This window comes from Pseudomonas sp. FSL R10-2189, assembly GCF_009600325.1.
GTDB classification, from domain to species: Bacteria; Pseudomonadota; Gammaproteobacteria; order Pseudomonadales; family Pseudomonadaceae; genus Aquipseudomonas; species Aquipseudomonas helleri.
The window spans coordinates 67,731-87,501 of the sequence record NZ_WIVZ01000006.1; the positions used below are offsets into that span (position 1 = coordinate 67,731).

Below are 19,771 nucleotides of genomic sequence, written 5' to 3' on the forward strand. Positions count from 1 at the left end.
TCAGCATGCAAGACGCATTGCGGCAACTCAAAAAACCCTGTTACATACGCGCATCCCTCGCCATGGACTGCCCGGATGTTTAACTCGACCTCGTCATTCAAAACCTTGAGCGTCAGCTTTTTATTGATGGCCAGTGCCGCACACGCCGACCCGCATGTCGCGCCGGGTGCTGACTGGGCCAAGGTGGTGCAGGCCGTGCTGTCGGTGAGTAGCTGCCAGAACCGGCTGGTAGAGGCCGACCGCGCCAAATGCTACAAAAACAACAGCGCGCAGGCTTGCCGCGACATACCCGAGGGCGTCCAGAAAGAAAACTGCATCATCGAGTACTCATACAATCGCGTGCCGCAAAAAACCGGCATGCCTTCCCACCCGCCTCTCGTCATCTCACCCTTCAAATCAGACGGCCAGGCGCTGAACAACACCGCCTCAGTGAAAGCGACGCCGCTGCCGGCAGAAAGCGCGCCGGACGAGCTCGACTCAAAAATAAAGTTCTTGTTGCATGACCAAGGGCAAGCGCCTGTTACTCGCTAGTCACTCCCCGAATAACGCTACTTGGCATCGTGAAAAATAATCCCCAGGGTGCGCCGCTCGCCTTGATACACCTTGCTGACCCCGTGCCGCAGGCTGACCCGATAGAACCCTCGGGCTGAGCGCACGGGGCGGCTGTTGACGGCAAACACCAGCGCCTGGCCCTGGCGCAAATTAATCACCTCGGCCCGCCCCGGCTTTTTAGGGTCGCTTTCAGTCAGCACCAACTCCCCGCCCTGAAAATCCTGACCGGGCTCGTCCAGCAAAATCACCACTTGAAAAGGAAAGACCTGCTCGCCGTACAAATCTTGGTGAAGGCAGGTGTAATCGTTGGCTCGATAACGCAGCAGCAATGGCGTGGGCCTGAGCTGGCCAGCAGCATGGCAGATGTCCTTGAAGGCTTGATGAGTTGGCGCAAATCGCTGGCTGATTTTCAGCGCTGCATGCCAGCCGTTTGCGATAGGTGCGAGGTGCTGATACAAGGCCGTGCGCAGGTGCTCCACGAGGTCCGGCAGCGGGTACTTGAAATACTGATATTCACCACGCCCGAAGGCGTAGCGCTCCATCACGATGCGGCTGCGAAAGTGCTGTTCTTCGGCATAAAGGCTGGCCAGTCGCTGGCATTGTTCACGCGTGAGCAACTGCCCCAGCAGGGCAAAGCCGTCTGCGTTTAATGACGTGTGCACAGCTCGCCAGTCCAGCGAATCAAGGCTTGGAAAAGTCTGAAGGTTCATGGGCGTCCAGATAAATTGCGGCAAGGGTGTGAGGTATCGATGTGGCTTCAGGGCGACAAATGAAAGGTCAGTTCAAAGCCCAGACGCTCGCCGCTTCTTACCCGGCTAATCGCATGCTTGGTGTTGACGCGGTAGTAGCCTTTGCTGCCTTTGAAGGGCCGCTGCGCGGTACAGATGATCGCCAGATCCCCTGCACGCAACGGCACCACCATGGGCCGTGATTGCATCCTCGGCCGTTGCTCGGTCAGCACACACTCACCGCCGCTAAACTCGTCGCCCGGCGATGAGAGCAGGCCAATCAGTTGCAACGGGAACACCTGCTCGCCCTGGGCGTGTTGCTGCAAGCCCAGGTAGTCTTGCTCCGCCAGGCGCAGCAGGCATGACCTGTCGTGCCGTTGCTCCGCGGCCTGGCAGAGTGCGTGCAACCGGGCAAGCTGCGGCGGGTAACGATCGGTGACGCCAAGTGTCTCGTTCCATAGGTTGGCAATCCGTACCAACGGCGGATAAAAATCAGCCCTCAGTGCCTCAAACACACCCGCAGCGCCTGCCTGCCAGTGGACAAGCTCGCCCTGCCCCAACAACTGCTCACTCAGTTGCGAGCGCCGCTGATCCGGCCCGGGGTTAAGCAACTGAAGGCATTCTAGCCGTTGCCCCGGGCTTAAAAACCCCGACAGCACGGCATAGCCTTCTTCATTGAGTTGTGCAGCAATAAGCGGCCAGTCAAGCCGCTCGACAGCAGTCGCTATGGTGTTCATGTTGATCTCGTCGATTCAGACCGCAGACTCGCGCTTGAGCAGTTCGCATTTGCGCTCGACACCCCAGCGGTAGCCAGAAATATCGCCATTGCGACGCACCACACGATGGCAAGGAATCGCCACCGCAATAGCGTTTGCAGCACAAGCCTGAGCCACGGCCCGCACCGCTTTCGGTGAACCGATGCGCTCGGCAATCTGGCCGTAACTGACAGTCGTCCCCGGTGGTATCTCGCGCAGCGCTTGCCACACGCGCTCTTGAAACGCCGTGCCTTGCACATCCAGCGGCAGGTTCAAGCCCAGCGAAGGCACCTCGATAAAGCCCACCACCTGGGCCACCAACTGTTCGAATTCGCTATCGCAGCCAATCAATTGAGCCTTGGGAAACTGCTTCTGCAGATCGATAAGCAGCGCGTCAGGGTCTTCGCCCAAAAGAATCGCGCAAATCCCGCGCTGACTTTGCGCGACCAAAATGGCGCCGAGTGAGCATTCGCCCACCGCGAAGCGAATCGTTGCCCCGGCGCCGCCGTCCTTGTAGTCACGGGCATGCATCCCCAGGCGCTGATGGGCGGTTTCGTAAAAACGGCTGTTGGAATTGAAGCCAGCGCCATAAATGGCATCGGTTACCGAGGTCGAGGTGTGCCCCAGCTCGTCACGCAAGCGCTTCGCCCGGGCGGCCGAAGCATAGGCCTTGGGCGTCAGGCCGGTCTGAGCTTTGAAAACCCGATGAAAATGAAACGAACTCATGCCCAGTTGGGCCGCCAGATCATCGAGGCTCGGCGCGGTCTCGCAGGCTTCGATCAAACGGCAGGCCTTAGCCACCAACTGCGCCCGTTGCTCGCTGGCACAGGTTTGATCACCGGCAGCACGACGGCTGGGCCGATAACCCGCCGCTTCAGCCTGTTCGGCGCTGTCGAAGAACAGCACGTTCTCACGCTTGGGCTGGCGCGCCGAAGAACTGGGGCGGCAATAAACCCCGGTTGTGCGCACGGCGTAGACAAACTGCCCGTCCGCGCCGGGGTCACGTGTTTGCACGGCGGCCCAGCGCTGCTCGTCCGTACTGTAGAGGGCCGATGAGAGAGGAGTCCGGGGCATCGCGATATACCTGATAAACGATTAGGACGTCAGATTAGGACACCCAACCCGCCCAGGAACTCCGATTCTTGCGATTGAATTTTGTTTGCCCAAGACATTTTAAAAAAACGCAGCCTGCGGCAGCGACTACAGGGGTATGAGATACGCCGCATAGGGGCGCAGCGGTTGTGACGGGTAAACGCTATATAACGATGTAGTCGTTGTGCTGAATCACACCCCGATGCTCGCCCTCAACCAGATGAATGTAACGCCCGCTCACCTGATCAATCGGCAAGCAATCATCCACATCCAGCAGCGCGTCGGTGTGGGCCTGATGCCAATGCTTGAGCATGTGCTGTCTGGCCCTGGATTTGGCCTGGTTCTTGTCCTGGGCAACCACCAGCAGGTAATGATGGGCTTCACCAAAGGTATTCGGCTCGTAGCCACCCAGGTTGATGAAATACAAACGTGGCGAACCTGGCAGCGGTGCCAGCGGGCTCAGCTCAACCTTCCAGCCATCTACGCCGTCAACACGCATCCAGGCATCGATGTGCAAACCTGCCGGGGCGCCAAACCAGCCCTGACGCAGCTGCGGGTAGGTTGCTTCCAGGCTGTCGGCGATGGCAAAAACCACGTCATGGACTTCGATTTTGGCTCGGGGATGCTTGCCTCCGAGCATGACAACAAACAGCATTTAAGCCCTCCAGCAGATCACGACCGGCAGGGAACACCGTACGGAAAAACCCTTTATTTTTTGCCCGCTGTCCTGAACAGCGGCAGTGCCAGAAACAGCAGCCCGCCGCCCAGAAGCGTGGTGCCGAAACTGGCATGACCGGCCACTATCATTCCCAGCCCCGCGACGATCCCTGCCAGGCCGACAATTCGAATATTTTTGTCCGGTGATTTCAGTTCCATTCTGTCTGTACTCCCTTTGCGATTACCACACAGACTAGCAAAACTTGAGGCGAGCTTGCCAGACTGCGGTTTTACGCCTGTTTTATGAGGCAACCGACGATTGGTATGACGTTTGTCATGGCAAGGGAACTTGAGTTCTAAACTGAGTCCAATGAGGTTCTTATCGACTCAGGATTGCCAAGATGAACGCCACTTCCTCACACGGCTGGGTCTGGGCTTACCGAAAAGTCCGCAGTTTACAATGCTCACGCCTGTCATCTGCCTACAGGGCCACTTTGTACGTTTTACGGGGAGATACTGGCACGTTTCACAGTGACTTCAGCTGGCAGAAGAATCGTATCCGGCGATGAAGTTTTGAATCCCCCCATTTCAACTGTAGGAGCGAGCTTGCTCGCGATCTTTTGATCTTGATCTAAAAGGCCCCATTAAACCACGCTGGTCGAACGCAGGTTTTGCGCAGTGGGTAACCCGGCAGGACGCCGGGTTAGCCGCGACACGGCCATGGATGGCCGATCGCGGCGGGCCCACCGAGCAAGGCCTGTGGTGAGGGCATGCCGAGCCAAAGCGAGGCACCGAGGGGTAGGGGCAAAAGCGTTTTGGTTACTTTGCCGCTTTTGCAAAGTGACGCGGCGTAAGGCCGGAACCCTAAGTGGCCGTTGCCGCAGCAACGGATATGTACTCAAGTCAAGAGCCCCCTCACCCTAGCCCTCTCCCGAAGGAGAGGGAACCGATTGGGGGATGCTGAAGAAACTCGCTGTCCTGTTTGCTGCGCGACAGCGCGGCGTCGAAGACGGGGCGGCCCCTCCTACGAGAACTGCTGCGGTTTAAAACGGGTAGTGCCGTGGTGTGTGTTGCACGCTGATCCAGTGATCACGGGTGAATTCGTCAATCGCCCAGTCACCATTGAAACGGCCAAGCCCTGAGTTCTTTTCACCGCCAAAAGGTGCGTTGGCTTCGTCGTTGACCGGGATGTCGTTGACGTGGGTCATGCCTGCTCTCACTTTGCGGGCAAAGGTGACGGCGCGTTCCAGGTTGGTGCTGAAGACGGCGCTGGAAAGGCCGAATTCGGTGGCGTTGGCTAATTCCAGGGCATGGGCTTCGTCGCGGGCACGGATCAGCCCCACCAGCGGGCCGAAAATTTCATTACGGGCCAGGTCCATGTCGACGGTGACTTCGCCGTAGACGTGGGGCGCCATCAAGTTCCCATTACTGCCGCCCTCAAACAACGGCCGGGCACCCTCAGCGCGGGCCAGTTCGATCTTTTCATGCAGGCCCTGCAACTGCTTGGCGTTGATGACCGGGCCGATCACGGTGTCTTGCAGGTTCGGGTCGCCCACCTTGAGCCCTTTGACCCGCGCCACAAAACGCTCAGCAAAGGCCGAATACAAACGGTCATCGATGATGATGCGGTTGATCGCCATGCAGATCTGCCCCTGGTGCAGGAATTTACCAAACACCGCAGCATTCACCGCCTGCTCCAGGTCAGCGTCTTCCAGCACGACAAACGGGCTGTTGCCGCCCAATTCCAGCGCGACGTGCTTGAGGTGTTCGCCGCCGCTGGCGATTGCGCCAATACCGCGACCGACCGGGGTTGAACCCGTGAAGGTGATGAGCGACGGCACCGGATGCTCAACAAACGCGTCGCCAATTTCACTGCCCGCACCCACCACCACGCTCAATACACCAGCCGGTAACCCGGCCTCCTCAAAGATGCGCGCCAGCAGCAAACCACCGCACACCGGGGTGTCGCTGGCCGGCTTGATGACCACGGCGTTGCCCAGCGCCAGCGCCGGGGCAATGGAACGCTGGGTCAAATGCAGCGGGAAGTTCCACGGGCTGATCACGCCGACCACGCCAAGCGCGCTGCGATACACCCGGCTCTCTTTACCCGGTACGTTGGACTCGACGATGCGCCCGTGAACCCGCGCCGGGAACGATGCCGACTCCAGCGCAATGGCCCGTGCCGCGCCCCACTCCAGTTGCGCCTTGAGCCGGGTGCTGCCGGACTCGCGGATGAGCCAGTCGATGATTTCGTCGCGGCGCCGGTCAAACACCGCCACCACCTCATGCAACACCGCCGCTCGCGCCGAAGGCCCAAGCGCAGCCCATTGCGGCTGCACCTCGGCGGCCTTGCGATAGGCAGCGTCGAGGTCGGCCCGGTTAGCCTGAGGGATTTCCAGCAGCAGCGAGTCGTCAAACGGATTAGTCACCCGCAGGTGTTTACCGCCCGTGCCTTTACGCCACTCTCCGGCAATCGGTTGCAGATGAAAATCGCTGTAATGGGTCATGTCATGCTCCTTTTAAACAGATTCAGAGGCTTGGGTAACGGAAGACGTGGGGCGTACGTGAATGCACACGATGGCCAAAGCACCTATTACTCCGGGCAACGCGAACGCCAAAAAGTTCTGCTGGAAGGGCAAGTCCAGCGCCAACAGGCTGCCGCCGAGCATCGGCCCGGCAATGGCCCCGAGGCGGCCAATCCCGGCGGCCCAGCCCACGCCGGTCGAACGGATGTGCGCCGGGTAAGAAATCGAAGCATAGGCATGAATCACCGCCAGAGTGCCTATGGTGGTTGCACCCGCAATCAGCAACAGCAGGTTAAGCAGGATCGGGCCGGGCTTGAAGCCGAGGGCGGCCAGTGACAGCGCCGCCAGAACGAAAAACAACGCCAGAGTGCGCTGCACACCCAGACGGTCCGCCAGCCAGCCGCCGAACAGTGCACCCACCGTGGCGCCCACGTTGAGCGTCACCAGAAACGCGAGGCTCGAACCCAGGGGGTAACCGCCGTGTGCCATAAGCTTGGGCAACCAGGTATTGAGCCCGTAGCTCATCAGCATGCACATGGCGAATGCCACCCACAGCAACACGGTGGCCAGTGCCTGACCTTTGCTGAATAGCTGCGGCAGGCGGGCAGCGCGGGTTTGTTTGTCATTGACCGGCAGGCTCAACGCAGTGCCGGGGCGATACGCCGGGTCGACCTTGACCAACAGTTGGTCCAGTTCACCACGGCGCCCCTTGAGGGCCAGAAACGCCGCCGATTCAGGCAGGTAACGCAGCATAAACGGCACCGCCAACACCGGCAGGACGGCCACATAAAATACCGCCTGCCAGCCCCACTGCGGGATCACTGCAATCGCCAGCAAGGCCGACAGCACCGCGCCCACCGAGTAGAAACTCGACATCACGGTGATCATGGTGCTGCGCCGCCCTTCGGGAGCGAACTCGCTGATCAGGTTGATTGCACTCGGCACCAATGCGCCCAAGGCCAGGCCCGTGACCAGACGGCAGGCGCCCAGCTCGAAAGGCGTGGTGGCGTGCCCGGTGAGAAAAGCCGCCAGGCTGGCCAGCAAGGTGGTGAGGATGATCAGCTTGCGCCGCCCAAAACGGTCGGCCAAGGGCGCAATCAAGGTGCCGCCGAACAGCATGCCGAACAACGCGCAACTGCCCAGGGTGCCGGCTTCGATCGCAGACAATTGCCAGTCCTGCATCAACTGCGGCACCACCGAGCCGTAGATCACCATGTCGTAGCCATCGAACAGCATGATGAAGCAGCCCCACATCAGTATCAGCAGGTGCGTGCGATTAAACGGTGCGGCGTCGATCACTTCACTGACGGAAGTTTTGTTCATAACCACCTCTTTTTTTATTGTTGTTGTCGTGCGGTATCAGGCCCGTTCCCCCAGACAAGGCTCGGGCCTGACCTGGGGTTTTAAGGCTCGATGGTGAGCGTCGGCACCTCAATCAAGACCGGGCGCTGGCCCGCCAGCGCCTCAGCAAATGCCGCGGCAAACTGCTCGGCAGTGTCGGTGCGCACGGCGTGTACGCCGTACCCCTGAGCAATCGCGCAAAAGTCCAGGCCTGGCACATCCAGCCCTGGCGCATCGCTGACGTTCAATACATCGGCAAACCAGCGCAAGGCGCCGTACGTACCGTTTTTAAGGATGATGAACACCACGGGGATGCCATATTGCGCCGCCGTCCACAGCGCCGTAATGCCGTAGTTGGCCGAGCCGTCACCAATAATGCCGACCACCCGCCGCTCTGGCGTGGCCAGTTGCACGCCGACCGCTGCAGGCAAGCCAAAGCCCAGGCCACCGGCGGCCGGAAAGAAGTAACTGCCCGGTTCGCGCATTTCGACGCGCTGCCAGAACGCGCCCACGGTTGAGGTGGACTCCTTGACGTAGATGGTGTCTTTGGGCGCCAGTTGGTCGATCAGATCAAAAACGGTTTCCGGGCGCAGCAAACCACCCTCCTCGACCACCGCTGGCGGGCGCGGCAAAGCCTCGGGCATTGCCCGCGTACTGGTTGAAACCTCGGCCACCAGGGCTTCAAGGGTCAGGGCAATATCCGCCACCAGCGCATCGCCCATCGGCGCCCGCGCCGCCTCGCCCGGATCACAGGTGATGTGCAGCAGTTGCGTGCCCGCTGGCAAGTAGTCACCGGGGGCGAACTGGTGATAACGAAACACCGGCGCGCCCACCACCAGAATCACGTCATGGTCCGCCAGCAGGCGGCTGATCCCGGCAATCGCCGCCGGTAGCACACCGCGAAAACATGGATGGCGCGTCGGGAACGGGCAACGCGATGCCGAAGGGGCCACCCAGGCCGGCATGCGCAGCTTTTCCGCCAGGTGCACGGCCAGCGCGTTGCTGCCACTGCCATCCACGTCCGGGCCAAGTACAAGCACCGGGTTGCGCGCGTTCGACAGGCGCTGCCCCCAGTCGTGCAACTGCGCGGGCGACGGCACACCGGCACTTGCCACTTGGCGCCGGGCCAAATGCTCAACTCCGGCCGGTGCTTCGCAGGCCCAATCGTCATACGGGATGGACACATACACCGGGCCACGGGGCGCCAGGCTGGCCATGTGGATGGCCTGGCTCAGGGTGCGCGGTACGTCCTGCGCCGAGGCTGGTTCGTGGCTCCATTTCACCAGAGGCTTGGGCAACTGCGCGGCATCGACGTTGGCCAGCATCGCTTCGACACCGATCATCGAACGCACTTGCTGCCCGGCGGTAATCACCAGCGGGCTGTGGGAGTACCAGGCATTGGTCAGCGCGCCCATGCCGTTCCCGGTGCCTGCTGCGGCGTGCAGGTTGACGAAGGTCGGTTTGCCGGTGGCCAGGGCAAAGCCGTCGGCCATGCCCACCACAGCGCCTTCGTGCAGGCCGAGGATGTAGCTGAAATCTTCGGGGAACCCTTTCAGAAACGGCAGCTCATTGGAGCCGGGGTTGCCAAAAATGGTGGTCAGGCCTTGCTCGCGCAGAATGTCGTAAGTGGCAGAGTGGACGGTTTTCATAGGGACCCTTGCAGCTGTTTTTAGACTTTGGGTTACTCTTGCAGCTGCCACTTGATTGATCAAATCGATACTATCTCTATCAAAAATAAGCCCCATCTATATCGCTGTAGCCACCTGAGGCGCCATGAGCCACATCGACCTGAACCTGATCCGCACCTTCATCACCCTGTATGAAGCCCGCAGCGTGACTTTGGCCGCAGAACGCCTGTTCGTCACCCAGCCTTCCGTGAGCTATGGCCTGGCCCGCCTGCGCGAGCTGTTCGATGACAAGTTGTTCAGTCGCACCCGTGACGGCATTCAGCCGACGTTTGTCGCGCAGCAGCTCTACCCCACGCTGCGTGATTGCCTGACGCGCATTGAGGGCGCCGTGCAAAGCACCCGTCAGTTTGACCCGGCGACCACAGAACGACGGTTTCGCATTGCGCTCTCAGACCTGGGTGAGATGGGCTTTTTATCGTTGATTCTGGCGCGCCTGAACCGCGAGGCGCCACAGGCGGAGGTCGAAGTCATACCGCTGCAGGTCGACCAGGTGGGCGAATGGCTGGCCAGCGCCAAGATCGACGCCGCGATTTGCCGCCATCCGGTGCCCGGCACCCACAACCGGGTGCTGATGCATGAGCGCTATACCTGCCTGCTCAGCGCCAGCCATCCGCGCATCCGCGAGCGCATCAATCTGCAACAGTTTCTCGCCGAACGGCACGTCACCGTGACCCGCACCTCCGGCCACGGCAGCATTGAAGACGTATTGAAGAGCATGAATGTCGAGCGGCGGATCAACCTGCACGTGCCGCATTTTTCCGTGCTGCCAAAAATTCTTCCGGGCACCGACCTGCTGGCCGTGCTGCCTGAGCAGATCGCCAGATTATTTGTGCATGACGGGGGGTTGCAGATGCTGGACTTGCCGTTCCAGGTGCCCGAGTTCGATGTCTCGTTGCACTGGAACCCCAACAGTGAGAGTTCGGCGGCGCTGCGCTGGTTTTGCGCAACCATTGCCGATGCGATTATCAGCGGCCAGGTTTAAAGGCCACCCACCATGGTCAGCGTGTTCGCTGACCATGGGTCAAGCCGTGGATCAAGTTATGGACGAACCGCCGTCACTTCGATTTCTACCAGGTAGTTGGGGTTGGCCAAACCTGCCACCTGGAACGCTGAGCGGGTTGGCAGCTTGGGCTGGGCAGCCGTGCCAAAGAACTGGGTGTAGCCCTTCATAAAGCCGGCGAAATCCATCTTGCCGGTTTCAGGCGTGCCCACCAGATAGACCTGCATTTTCACCACATCGCCCATGGTCAGATTGAGACTTTTCAACGTGCCTTCAATGTTCTTCAGCACATTGACGGTCTGCACTTCGGTGTCGCCATAAGCGGCCAGTGTCTTGGGGTCGGCCTTGCTGTCGGCAATCGGCGGCACTACGCCACTGAGGTTGACCACGGTGGCCCCAGGCGGAATTTCCACGGCCAGGGAGATAGGGAAATCGGAGTTTGGCAACTTGTGGCGGATAACCTCTGCGGCGTTGGCTTGGGTGGCCATCAAGCCGCCCAACAAAGAGGTCAGCAGGAAGGTGGTGATGATGGTCTTCGACATTGTTTATTCCTTTAGGGATGAAAAAACGTAATCCATGGAGACTTTCAGCGCTGGGTGAGAACCCTAACCTCTTCGGCCGTGACCGTATCAGGATATTGATTACCAAAATGTGTGCGGACATAGTTGACCACCGCAGCAATCTGCTGGTCATCCATGTACTTTTTGAAGCCCGGCATCCCGCCTTGCCCGGAGGCCACCATGTACACCGGGTACACCTTGGCGCCGAGCTTGGGGTTGGTCGACAGCGCCGGGTAAGCGCCTGCACCATGAGCCCCTTGGCCTTCGGCCATGTGGCAGCCCTGGCAGACTTGATTGAACAGCGCTTCACCGGTCTGTTCTTCGAACTTGCCGGAGGTGGACAGGATCGGGGCGTCAGCGGCAAACGCCGTCGCGCTGCCCATCAGGCCCCACAACACAGCGGTGGACATAATCGTACGCATGGCTAACTCCCTGTCAGGCGGTTTTAGTGCTGGCGATGATGTGGGTGTGCAGGCGCTTGATCGCATCGTGCGACGACAAAATCGCGCCCTCCATCCAGGCCGGGATGTACGAAGCATGCTCACCCGCCAGCACAATGCGGCCGTCGATCTGGCACAGGTTTTTGTAGTGCTGCTGGCGCGTCTCGGGCGTCCATAAGCCGTAGCAGCCGTTAGTCCAGGGCACACGATGCCAGCCAACGGCGATGCCGTTTTCGAATTCGCTCGGGTATTGCGGGTGAATCTGCGCGCCAAACTCCACAGCCTTCTGCACGCGCATTTGCGGGCTCATGGCGGTAAATTCGTAGGCATTCGGGCCCCAGATATACGCCCCCAGCAGCACGCCCTTGCCTTGCTTGCCATAGTCGGTGCTCGGGTAGCTGATCTTGCTGACGGGCGTGTCGGTGTAGGTGATGCCGCCGTAAATATGCTCGTCCTGCTCCCAGAAACGCCGCTTGAACTGCAAGCCGACCTTCACCGAAGACTCATAAGGCACGGCGCGAATGGCGCTCATCATTGGCGCGCTTACATCGATGGGCAGTTGCCCAAGAATTGACAGCGGCAAGGTGCACACGCACCAGTCAGCCTGCTCCTGCTGCGCCCCGCCGCTGCCATCACTGTTTTGATAGGTCACGGTAACGCCGTTGGCATCTTGCTGAATGCGCGTGATCTTGGCGTTGTAATGAATCAGGTCATTCACCTGTTTCTGAAAGGCCTGGGCAATCATGTCCATGCCGCCCACTGGCTGGAAAATGCTGCTCTGGAATTCGTACTCCTGGCCGCTGGCAATGCTTTGCCAAAGGTTGGAATCGAGCAGCGCCTTGCAGTCAATGGGCTCGGACGGCACTGCCTCGGGCATCAGACCGCCGCCATCATCCACAGCAAAACCACGGCGCAGGCTGGTTTCCAGGGATTTCTTGTACGCGTTGTTGGCATCCAGCGCGCCCCACTTGCGCATCACTTCCAGCAAGCGTTCGCGGTCTTCGCGGGTCAGCGCCTGGTCCAGGCCGTGCTGGTTGACGGCCTTGCTCAGCAGTTCGGCAACATGTCCCTGAAAGTCGGCCTGCACCTCGCGATAACGCTGCGGCTTGCCACCAAACGCCTTGGTGGAATGCACCATAGCGTTGTAATTGACCTGAATAAAGGGCTCCAGCGCGACACCGAACTTGTGGCAGTAATCGAGCACTGCATGGTGATGGTAAGGGATGCGCCACGGCCCGGGATTGAGGTACAAGCCCTTATCAAACTCGCACTGCTGGGTCGCACCGCCCAACTCGGTAAAGCGGTCGCCGCCGCGCAATGTCCAGCAACGCCCGCCCGGTTTGGCGTTGAACTCCAGCACCTTGACCTGATACCCGGCTTTACGCAGTTCGTAAGCGGCAGTCATGCCCGCCAGCCCTGCCCCGAGAATCAATACACGGGTGCCCTTGGGCGCGCCGCTCAAGGCAAAATTGCGCTCGTAGGTGGATTCCGCGGCAAAGCTCAACGCACTCATTGCCTGATACATCGCAGCGGCACCCGCTGTCACACCGATCCAGTTCAGCACCTTGCGGCGGCTCACAACCATTGCTTGCTCTTGCATGATCAGTCCTTTGAAGCGAAAGAAAATATCTGTGCCTGCAAGGGCCTGGAGCAAGGGCTGTGCCAGCCTGTCAAAACCACTAAAAATGAATAAAATTTCATAAAAATACGCATGCGGATGCATCAGCATCGATCATGCGCGGTTGCTTTTGGTGCGCGGGAGGGTGCGTCATCAATGGGCACAACAGAGGGCCTCGCGATCTTTTGATCTGGCTCTTTTTACGGCCGCAGCGCGCCCGAACGTAGCCACGCAAAGCTCGTCAACTGCTACGGGTGTACGCGATAAAACTGTAGGAGCGAGCTTGCTCGCGATCTTTTGATCGGGCTCTTTTACGGCCGCTGCTCGCCCGGACGTAGCCTCGCAGAGCTCGTCAACTGCTACGGGTATGCGCGATAAAACTGTAGGAGCGAGCTTGCCTCGCGATCTTTTGATCTTGATCTGGCTTTTGATCTTGATCTAAAAGGCCCCGTTAAACCACGCTGGCCGAACGCAGGTTTTGCGCAGTGGGTAACCCGGCAGGACGCCGGGTTAGCCGCGACACGGCCAGGGATGGCCGATCGCGGCGGGCCCACGGAGTAAGGCCTGTGGTGAGGGCATGCCGAGCCACAGCGAGGCACCGAGGGGTTGGGGCAAAAAGCGTTTGGCCACTTTGCGCTTTTCAAAGTGGCACGGCGTAAGGCCGGAACCCTAAGTGGCCGTTGCCGCAGCAATGGATATGTACCCAAGAATCCCGAGATGGATGGTTTTTACGGCTGCACGCAGCCGATCGCAGCCTTCGTACCTCGTCAGCGACTACTGTGGACTGTTTGCTGCGCGACAGCGCGGCGTCGGAGACGGGGCAGCCACTCCTACAGATATCCAAGAGATTTATAGAACACAACACCCGCTCTATGAGAATCTTGCAGCCCCTGCTGTGTGGGTCTTGCGGAGAGTTCCCCTTTGGTTTCATTAAATGATTGGCTGAGCTTTACCTTTATCGCCATGCTCGTGACGCTCACCCCCGGGCCAGCGGTGATCATGGCGTTGTCCAACTCCATCAGCCATGGTCCGTGGCGGGCGATGATCGGGTCGCTTGGCAATGCCATCGGGCTGCTGCTGATTGCCTCGGCCACCAGTGCCGGACTCGGCGCGCTATTGATCGCATCTGCCACAGCATTCTTGGTGCTGAAGGTCGCGGGGGCCAGTTACCTCATTTATCTGGGCATCAAACAATGGCGCAGCCGCAATCGCGCGTTTGATAACGTACAGGCCAATCCTTCGGAAAACCTGTCGGGCTGGAAGCTGTTCACCAAGGGCTTCTCGGTCGCGATTACCAACCCCAAAGCCATCCTGTTCTTTGCCGCTTTCTTGCCGCAGTTCATTCAGGGCGGTGACTCCAGCTTGTCTTATCTGGCCGTGCTGATCATCACATTTGCCGGCTGCTCGATTGTCGCTCACCTGTTTTATGCCCTGCTTGCACAGACGCTAAAAGGCTATTTGGCGACGCCAGCGCGGGCCAAAGCCCTTAACCGCTTGTTTGGCGCCTCGTTTATGGGCCTGGGCATCAGCCTGTTGACCATCCGCGGCAAAGTCGCCTGACCCCCGCAACACAGGAGCTGGACGCCATGTTCAGCTCCACCCCTCCAGGCGCATCGTCGCCCGCACCAGCCGCTGTTCTTCGTTTTCGATCTCTTTAAGACTTTCACTGATGCTCTGGATATGAGCGATGGCTGCCTTGCGCGCCTGCTCCGGCAAGCGACCGGTCACAGCGTTGTACAGCCGCGCGTGCTGGCGGTCGATTTGGCGCTTTTGCGGCTCGCGGTGGTAGAGGTTATTGACCGACGCAAACACCGTGTTCAACAACAGATCGGTGAGTGAACGCAGGGTCTGCACCAGCACCGGATTATGCGACGCCTCACAAATAGCCAAGTGAAAGGCATGGTCCAGACGTGCATGGGCAGACGCATCGAGGGAGCGGTCGTGCGCATCGAGCAACGCATGATAGCTACGGGTGATCAGCACAAAATCGGCGTCGGTACCGCGCAAGGCGGCCAGCCGTGCAGATTCGCCCTCCAGCAAGCTGCGCACTTCAAACAGGTCATACAGCGTGCGCGGTTGCGAGCTGAACAAGTGCATCAGCGGCGACGCACTCGCCTCGCCGGAAAGTTCAGCAACGAAAGAACCCTTGCCCTGCTCGGTCTTGATGATGCCGCGAGCGCGCAGCAGTTTCAGGCCTTCCCGCAGGGCGGTGCGGGACACGCCGAGTTTTTCGGTCAGGCGCCGTTCCGAGGGCAGTAATTGCCCGGTCTTGAGCACGCCGTCAACGATCAGGCGCTCGATGCGCTCACACACCACATCGGCCACTTGCGGGTTACGCGGTGATTCCATTCTGTCCATGAACACTCCAACTGGTACGACCAGTTCGGTCGGCACAATCCTGTCGGTTTGCGCACACACCTAACGCATTGTTTTTGAATTTATTTTTATTTGAAACAAACAAGCGGCGCTGCAAAAACTGGTTCGACCAGTTCAACAACGTATGGACAGTAAATCGCCTCGGGCCAATGATGCAAGCCAGCACTCTCCGGCAACGGACCTCTAATAAAAATAAACAGGTGTCGCCCACCGACCATGAATATTCTTTACGACGAAGCCGTCGACGGGGTTTTGCCCGACGTCGACAAAAACGCCCTGCTGCTGGCCCTGCAAACGCAGGTGCCCGACCTGAAAATCCTGCATGAGCCTGAGGAACTGAAGCCCTACGAGTGCGACGGTCTGTCGGCCTATCGCACCACGCCGATGCTGGTGGTCCTGCCCCATCACCTTGAGCAGGTACAGACCGTGCTGCGGCTCTGCCATGCGCACAAGGTGCCGGTGGTCGCACGCGGCGCGGGCACGGGACTGTCGGGTGGCGCCTTGCCACTGGAAAAAGGTTTGCTGCTAGTGATGGCGCGCTTCAACAACATCCTCCACATCGACCCCGCCGCCCGCACCGCGCGGGTTCAGCCGGGGGTGCGTAACCTGGCGATTTCCCAGGCTGCCGCGCCCTATGGCTTGTACTACGCGCCGGACCCTTCGTCACAAATCGCCTGTTCGATTGGCGGCAATGTGGCCGAAAACGCCGGTGGCGTGCATTGCCTGAAGTACGGCCTGACCGTGCACAACGTGTTGCAGGTCGAGATCCTCACGGTAGACGGCGAACACCTGACCCTCGGCTCGCAAGCGCTCGACTCGCCGGGGCTGGACCTGTTGGCGCTGTTCACGGGTTCCGAGGGCATGCTCGGGGTGATCACCGAGGTCACCGTCAAGCTGCTGCCCAAGCCGCAAACCGCCAAGGTGCTGCTGGCCGCGTTCGATTCGGTCGGGAAAGCCGGGCGCGCAGTCGGCGACATCATTGCGGCGGGGATTATTCCGGGCGGTCTGGAAATGATGGACAACCTTGCGATTCGCGCCGCCGAAGACTTTATCCACGCCGGTTACCCGATCGACGCCGAAGCCATCCTGTTGTGCGAACTCGATGGCGTAGAGGCCGACGTACACGATGACTGCGAACGCGTGCGTCAGGTGCTGGAACTCGCGGGTGCCACCGAGGTGCGTCAGGCCCAGGATGAGGCCGAGCGCGTGCGGTTCTGGGCCGGACGCAAAAATGCGTTCCCGGCGGTGGGCCGCCTTTCGCCAGACTATTACTGCATGGACGGGACCATTCCACGCCGCGAGCTGCCCGGCGTGTTGCAAGCGATCGCCGCACTGTCAGCCGAATACGACTTGCGCGTGGCCAACGTGTTTCACGCCGGTGACGGCAATATGCACCCGCTGATCCTGTTTGATGCCAACCAGCCCGGCGAGCTGGATCGCGCCGAAGCGCTGGGCGGCAAGATCCTCGAATTGTGCGTGAAAGTCGGCGGCAGCATTACCGGCGAACATGGCGTAGGCCGCGAAAAAATCAATCAGATGTGCGCGCAGTTCAACAGTGATGAGCTGACCCTGTTCCATGCCGTCAAAGCCGCGTTCGACCCCGGCGGGCTGCTCAACCCCGGCAAGAACATCCCCACCCTGCACCGCTGCGCCGAATTTGGCGCGATGCACGTGCACATGGGCCAGTTGCCCTTCCCTGAACTGGAGCGTTTTTGATGCGCAGTGAACATGATGTCGACAACAGCGCCGCGTTGCTGCAGCAGGTCAACCAGGCCCTGCACAGCGCCACGCCCTTGCGCATTCAGGGCGCTGACAGCAAGGCGTTTCTGGGCCGTCCGATGACCGGCGAAGTGCTCGACACCCGCAGCCACCGGGGCATCGTCAGCTACGACCCGACCGAATTGGTGATCACCGCCCGCTGCGGCACGCCATTGAGTGAACTGGCCGCTGCCCTGGACGCGGCACAACAGATGCTGCCGTGCGAACCGCCGTCATTCGGTAGCCACGCGACCGTGGGCGGCATGGTCGCCAGCGGGCTGTCCGGGCCACGTCGCCCATGGGCCGGCTCGGTGCGTGACTACGTGCTGGGCACCCGCGTGATCACCGGCCACGGCAAGCACTTGCGCTTTGGTGGCGAGGTGATGAAAAACGTCGCCGGTTATGACCTGTCGCGCTTGATGGCCGCCAGTTATGGCGCATTGGGGGTGATCACCGAGGTGTCGCTCAAGGTCCTGCCCAAACCGCGTCAGGCCTTGAGCATCAGCCTGGAAATCGACCCTGACCGGGCCTTGCAACGGCTGGCGCAATGGGGCCAGGAGCCGCTGCCGATCAGCGCCGCGTGCCACGACGGGCAGCGCCTGCACCTGCGCCTTGAAGGCGGCGAAGGGTCGGTGGCGGCTGCCCATGACAGGCTGGGCGGCGAGTTGCTGGACGCCGCCTATTGGGCGGATTTGAACGAACAACGCCTGGGTTTCTTTGCTCAAGAGCAGCCGCTGTGGCGCTTGTCCTTGCCCAACAACACCGCACCACTGGCCCTGCCCGGCCAGCAGTTGATCGACTGGGGCGGCGCCCAGCGCTGGCTCAAAACGGATGCCGATGCGGCCTTTATCCGCCGTGTGGTTGAAGCAGTGGGCGGGCATGCGACCTGCTACACACCCGGCCGGACTGACAGCCCGTTCCAACCGTTGCCGGCAGCCCTGATGCGCTACCACCGCACCCTCAAGCAACAACTCGACCCCAAGGGTATTTTCAATCCCGGGCGCCTGTACGCGGAGCTTTGAGCCATGCAAACCACTTTGAGCCAAGAGGCCCGGCAACTGCCCCGCGCCGAAGAAGCCGAACGCATACTGCGGTCCTGCGTGCATTGCGGTTTTTGCAATGCCACCTGCCCGACGTACCAATTGCTCGGCGACGAACTGGACGGCCCGCGCGGACGAATTTACCTGATCAAGCAAGTGCTGGAAGGCAACGACGTCACCCGCAAAACCCAAGCGCATCTGGACCGCTGCCTGTCGTGCCGCAATTGCGAAACCACCTGCCCTTCCGGGGTCGATTACCACAACCTGCTGGACATCGGCCGGGCGGTGGTGGACTCGGCGGTGCAGCGGCCGCTTGGCCAGCGCCTGTTGCGCGAGGGGTTACGCGCCGTGGTGCCAAAACCGGGCCTGTTTAAAGGATTGCTGGGCAGCGGTCAGGTGTTTCGCGCCGTGTTGCCCGCGACCTTGCAAAGCAAGCTGCCACACAACGTAGAGCCTGCCAAAGCACGCCCGACCCGCCGTCATGCCCGTCAGGTATTGATGCTCGAAGGCTGCGTGCAACCCGGCTTGTCGCCCAACACCAACGCGGCCACCGCCCGCGTGCTGGACCGGCTGGGCATCAGCATTACGCCAACCCGAGAGGCCGGTTGTTGTGGCGCCGTGGATTACCACCTCGATGCACAAGCCGCGGGCCTGAACCGGGCCCGGCGTAACATCGACGCCTGGTGGCCAAGTATTGAACAAGGCGCCGAAGCCATCGTGCAAACCGCCAGCGGCTGCGGGGCCTTTATCAAGGAATACGGGCACTTGCTGAGCACCGATCCGGCATATGCCGACAAGGCCAAAAGGGTCAGCGCCCTGGCCAAGGACCTGGTTGAAGTACTGCGCGACGAGCCTCTGGAAACCCTTGCCATTAGCTCTAGCCAGCGAGTGGCCTTCCATTGCCCGTGCACCTTGCAGCACGCACAAAAGCTCGGCGGCGCGGTGGAGTCCGTCCTCACCCGCTTGGGTTTCAACCTCACTACGGTGCCTGACAGCCATGTGTGCTGCGGCTCGGCAGGCACTTATTCGCTGACCCAACCCGAATTGTCCCGGCAACTGCGCGATAACAAGTTGAACGCCCTGGAAAGCGGCAAGCCCGAGCTCATCATCACCGCCAATATCGGCTGCCAGACCCACCTTAACGGTGCCGGACGCACCCCGGTGCGGCACTGGATCGAGCTGGTCGAAGCGGCATTGCCTTAACCCCTAACTCACTTGAGACCTGTCATGAAAAGCAAAGCCGTATTGAGCCAGACCGAAGTCCAGCAGATTCTCAAGGCTGCCCGCCTCGAGGCGCAGAACAACCAGTGGGCCGTGAGCATCGCGATTGTCGATGACGGCGGCCACCCGCTGGCCCTGGAGCGGCTCGATGAGTGCGCACCGATCAGCGCCTACATCGCTACCGAAAAAGCCCGCACCTCCGCCCTGGGCCGCCGCGAGTCCAAAGGCTACGAAGACATGGTCAATGGCGGCCGCCATGCGTTTTTGTCCGCGCCGTTGCTGACCTCCCTTGAAGGCGGCGTGCCGATCATCGTCGACGGCCAGGTCATCGGAGCCATTGGCGTGTCCGGGGTCACCTCCGCGCAAGACGCGCAAGTCGCCAAAGCCGGCGCACACAGCCTCAAATAAACCGAACTGAAG

Annotated in this window: 19 protein-coding genes; 7 read left to right on the forward strand and 12 right to left on the reverse strand. The window is 60.5% G+C overall.

What is annotated here, in order from left to right; translation table 11 throughout:
- Positions 1-75 precede the first annotated feature (75 nt).
- The gene (locus GHO32_RS06995; RefSeq protein WP_153335185.1) at positions 76-531 is read left to right on the forward strand and encodes a hypothetical protein; all 456 of its coding nucleotides are present in this window, start codon (positions 76-78) and stop codon (positions 529-531) included.
- Positions 532-548: 17 nt separating this feature from the next.
- On the opposite strand, the gene GHO32_RS07000 is transcribed toward GHO32_RS06995, so the two are convergent.
- The 8 genes from GHO32_RS07000 to mdlC all read right to left on the reverse strand — a co-directional run bounded on the left by GHO32_RS07000 (position 549) and on the right by mdlC (position 9,299).
- Positions 549-1,262, reverse strand: a complete 714-nt coding sequence (locus GHO32_RS07000; RefSeq protein WP_153335184.1) for a 2OG-Fe(II) oxygenase — start codon at positions 1,260-1,262, stop codon at positions 549-551.
- A gap of 47 nt (positions 1,263-1,309) precedes the next feature.
- Positions 1,310-2,017 carry a 2OG-Fe(II) oxygenase gene (locus GHO32_RS07005; protein ID WP_153335183.1) on the reverse strand — a complete coding sequence of 236 codons (708 nt, stop codon included), beginning with the start codon at positions 2,015-2,017 and terminating at the stop codon, positions 1,310-1,312.
- Positions 2,018-2,032: 15 nt separating this feature from the next.
- A complete protein-coding gene (gene ada / locus GHO32_RS07010) occupies positions 2,033-3,109 on the reverse strand; it encodes a bifunctional DNA-binding transcriptional regulator/O6-methylguanine-DNA methyltransferase Ada (RefSeq protein WP_153335182.1) in 1,077 nt (358 codons plus the stop codon).
- A 181-nt stretch (positions 3,110-3,290) separates the two neighbouring features.
- Positions 3,291-3,782: a DUF1543 domain-containing protein gene (locus tag GHO32_RS07015; protein ID WP_153335181.1), complete on the reverse strand. Its 492-nt coding sequence runs from the start codon at positions 3,780-3,782 to the stop codon at positions 3,291-3,293.
- A gap of 53 nt (positions 3,783-3,835) precedes the next feature.
- Positions 3,836-4,003: a hypothetical protein gene (locus GHO32_RS07020; RefSeq protein ID WP_153326517.1), complete on the reverse strand. Its 168-nt coding sequence runs from the start codon at positions 4,001-4,003 to the stop codon at positions 3,836-3,838.
- A gap of 824 nt (positions 4,004-4,827) precedes the next feature.
- Positions 4,828-6,291: an aldehyde dehydrogenase family protein gene (locus GHO32_RS07025; protein WP_153335180.1), complete on the reverse strand. Its 1,464-nt coding sequence runs from the start codon at positions 6,289-6,291 to the stop codon at positions 4,828-4,830.
- Between the two features lie 12 nt (positions 6,292-6,303).
- On the reverse strand, positions 6,304-7,632 hold the full coding sequence (locus GHO32_RS07030) for an aromatic acid/H+ symport family MFS transporter (RefSeq protein ID WP_153335179.1): 1,329 nt from the start codon (positions 7,630-7,632) through the stop codon (positions 6,304-6,306).
- An 80-nt stretch (positions 7,633-7,712) separates the two neighbouring features.
- Positions 7,713-9,299: a benzoylformate decarboxylase gene (mdlC, locus tag GHO32_RS07035; RefSeq protein WP_218576909.1), complete on the reverse strand. Its 1,587-nt coding sequence runs from the start codon at positions 9,297-9,299 to the stop codon at positions 7,713-7,715.
- A 124-nt stretch (positions 9,300-9,423) separates the two neighbouring features.
- Between mdlC and GHO32_RS07040 the strand changes: the two genes are divergently transcribed.
- A complete protein-coding gene (locus tag GHO32_RS07040; RefSeq protein WP_153335177.1) occupies positions 9,424-10,320 on the forward strand; it encodes a LysR family transcriptional regulator in 897 nt (298 codons plus the stop codon).
- A 56-nt stretch (positions 10,321-10,376) separates the two neighbouring features.
- On the opposite strand, the gene GHO32_RS07045 is transcribed toward GHO32_RS07040, so the two are convergent.
- Genes GHO32_RS07045 through GHO32_RS07055 form a run of 3 tightly spaced genes read right to left on the reverse strand, consistent with a single transcriptional unit; the run spans position 10,377 to position 12,863 of the window.
- A complete protein-coding gene (locus GHO32_RS07045; RefSeq protein WP_153335176.1) occupies positions 10,377-10,880 on the reverse strand; it encodes a RidA family protein in 504 nt (167 codons plus the stop codon).
- Between the two features lie 44 nt (positions 10,881-10,924).
- A complete protein-coding gene (locus GHO32_RS07050; protein ID WP_153335175.1) occupies positions 10,925-11,320 on the reverse strand; it encodes a cytochrome c in 396 nt (131 codons plus the stop codon).
- A gap of 13 nt (positions 11,321-11,333) precedes the next feature.
- Positions 11,334-12,863, reverse strand: a complete 1,530-nt coding sequence (locus tag GHO32_RS07055; RefSeq protein ID WP_153335207.1) for a flavin monoamine oxidase family protein — start codon at positions 12,861-12,863, stop codon at positions 11,334-11,336.
- Positions 12,864-13,877: 1,014 nt separating this feature from the next.
- Between GHO32_RS07055 and GHO32_RS07060 the strand changes: the two genes are divergently transcribed.
- Positions 13,878-14,516, forward strand: coding sequence for a LysE family translocator (locus tag GHO32_RS07060; protein WP_153335174.1), 639 nt, complete (start codon positions 13,878-13,880; stop codon positions 14,514-14,516).
- 30 nt (positions 14,517-14,546) lie between these two features.
- On the opposite strand, the gene glcC is transcribed toward GHO32_RS07060, so the two are convergent.
- On the reverse strand, positions 14,547-15,314 hold the full coding sequence (gene glcC / locus GHO32_RS07065) for a transcriptional regulator GlcC (RefSeq protein WP_153335173.1): 768 nt from the start codon (positions 15,312-15,314) through the stop codon (positions 14,547-14,549).
- 234 nt (positions 15,315-15,548) lie between these two features.
- Between glcC and glcD the strand changes: the two genes are divergently transcribed.
- Genes glcD through GHO32_RS07085 form a run of 4 tightly spaced genes read left to right on the forward strand, consistent with a single transcriptional unit; the run spans position 15,549 to position 19,759 of the window.
- Entirely contained in the window at positions 15,549-17,048 is a 1,500-nt protein-coding gene (gene glcD / locus GHO32_RS07070) for a glycolate oxidase subunit GlcD (protein ID WP_153335172.1), read from the forward strand.
- The gene (gene glcE / locus GHO32_RS07075) at positions 17,048-18,112 is read left to right on the forward strand and encodes a glycolate oxidase subunit GlcE (RefSeq protein WP_153338163.1); all 1,065 of its coding nucleotides are present in this window, start codon (positions 17,048-17,050) and stop codon (positions 18,110-18,112) included. Before glcD ends, glcE begins: the two co-directional genes overlap by 1 nt.
- Positions 18,113-18,115: 3 nt before the next feature.
- On the forward strand, positions 18,116-19,333 hold the full coding sequence (glcF, locus tag GHO32_RS07080) for a glycolate oxidase subunit GlcF (RefSeq protein ID WP_153336709.1): 1,218 nt from the start codon (positions 18,116-18,118) through the stop codon (positions 19,331-19,333).
- A gap of 24 nt (positions 19,334-19,357) precedes the next feature.
- Positions 19,358-19,759, forward strand: a complete 402-nt coding sequence (locus GHO32_RS07085) for a heme-binding protein (RefSeq protein WP_153336708.1) — start codon at positions 19,358-19,360, stop codon at positions 19,757-19,759.
- The last annotated feature ends 12 nt before the right edge of the window (positions 19,760-19,771 follow it).

Excerpts from the sequence above, each read along its gene's own strand:
- GHO32_RS07055 (WP_153335207.1), bottom strand. The coding sequence starts at position 12,863 with ATGTATCAGGCAATGAGTGCGTTGAGCTTTGCCGCGGAATCCACCTAC.
- glcF (WP_153336709.1), top strand. The coding sequence starts at position 18,116 with ATGCAAACCACTTTGAGCCAAGAGGCCCGGCAACTGCCCCGCGCCGAA.
- GHO32_RS07050 (WP_153335175.1), bottom strand. The coding sequence starts at position 11,320 with ATGCGTACGATTATGTCCACCGCTGTGTTGTGGGGCCTGATGGGCAGC.
- glcE (WP_153338163.1), top strand. The coding sequence starts at position 17,048 with ATGCGCAGTGAACATGATGTCGACAACAGCGCCGCGTTGCTGCAGCAG.
- GHO32_RS07030 (WP_153335179.1), bottom strand. The coding sequence starts at position 7,632 with ATGAACAAAACTTCCGTCAGTGAAGTGATCGACGCCGCACCGTTTAAT.
- ada (WP_153335182.1), bottom strand. The coding sequence starts at position 3,109 with ATGCCCCGGACTCCTCTCTCATCGGCCCTCTACAGTACGGACGAGCAG.
- GHO32_RS07000 (WP_153335184.1), bottom strand. The coding sequence starts at position 1,262 with ATGAACCTTCAGACTTTTCCAAGCCTTGATTCGCTGGACTGGCGAGCT.
- GHO32_RS07085 (WP_153336708.1), top strand. The coding sequence starts at position 19,358 with ATGAAAAGCAAAGCCGTATTGAGCCAGACCGAAGTCCAGCAGATTCTC.
- GHO32_RS07025 (WP_153335180.1), bottom strand. The coding sequence starts at position 6,291 with ATGACCCATTACAGCGATTTTCATCTGCAACCGATTGCCGGAGAGTGG.
- GHO32_RS06995 (WP_153335185.1), top strand. The coding sequence starts at position 76 with ATGTTTAACTCGACCTCGTCATTCAAAACCTTGAGCGTCAGCTTTTTA.
- GHO32_RS07015 (WP_153335181.1), bottom strand. The coding sequence starts at position 3,782 with ATGCTGTTTGTTGTCATGCTCGGAGGCAAGCATCCCCGAGCCAAAATC.
- mdlC (WP_218576909.1), bottom strand. The coding sequence starts at position 9,299 with ATGAAAACCGTCCACTCTGCCACTTACGACATTCTGCGCGAGCAAGGC.
- GHO32_RS07020 (WP_153326517.1), bottom strand. The coding sequence starts at position 4,003 with ATGGAACTGAAATCACCGGACAAAAATATTCGAATTGTCGGCCTGGCA.
- GHO32_RS07005 (WP_153335183.1), bottom strand. The coding sequence starts at position 2,017 with ATGAACACCATAGCGACTGCTGTCGAGCGGCTTGACTGGCCGCTTATT.
- GHO32_RS07045 (WP_153335176.1), bottom strand. The coding sequence starts at position 10,880 with ATGTCGAAGACCATCATCACCACCTTCCTGCTGACCTCTTTGTTGGGC.
- glcD (WP_153335172.1), top strand. The coding sequence starts at position 15,549 with ATGAATATTCTTTACGACGAAGCCGTCGACGGGGTTTTGCCCGACGTC.
- glcC (WP_153335173.1), bottom strand. The coding sequence starts at position 15,314 with ATGGACAGAATGGAATCACCGCGTAACCCGCAAGTGGCCGATGTGGTG.
- GHO32_RS07040 (WP_153335177.1), top strand. The coding sequence starts at position 9,424 with ATGAGCCACATCGACCTGAACCTGATCCGCACCTTCATCACCCTGTAT.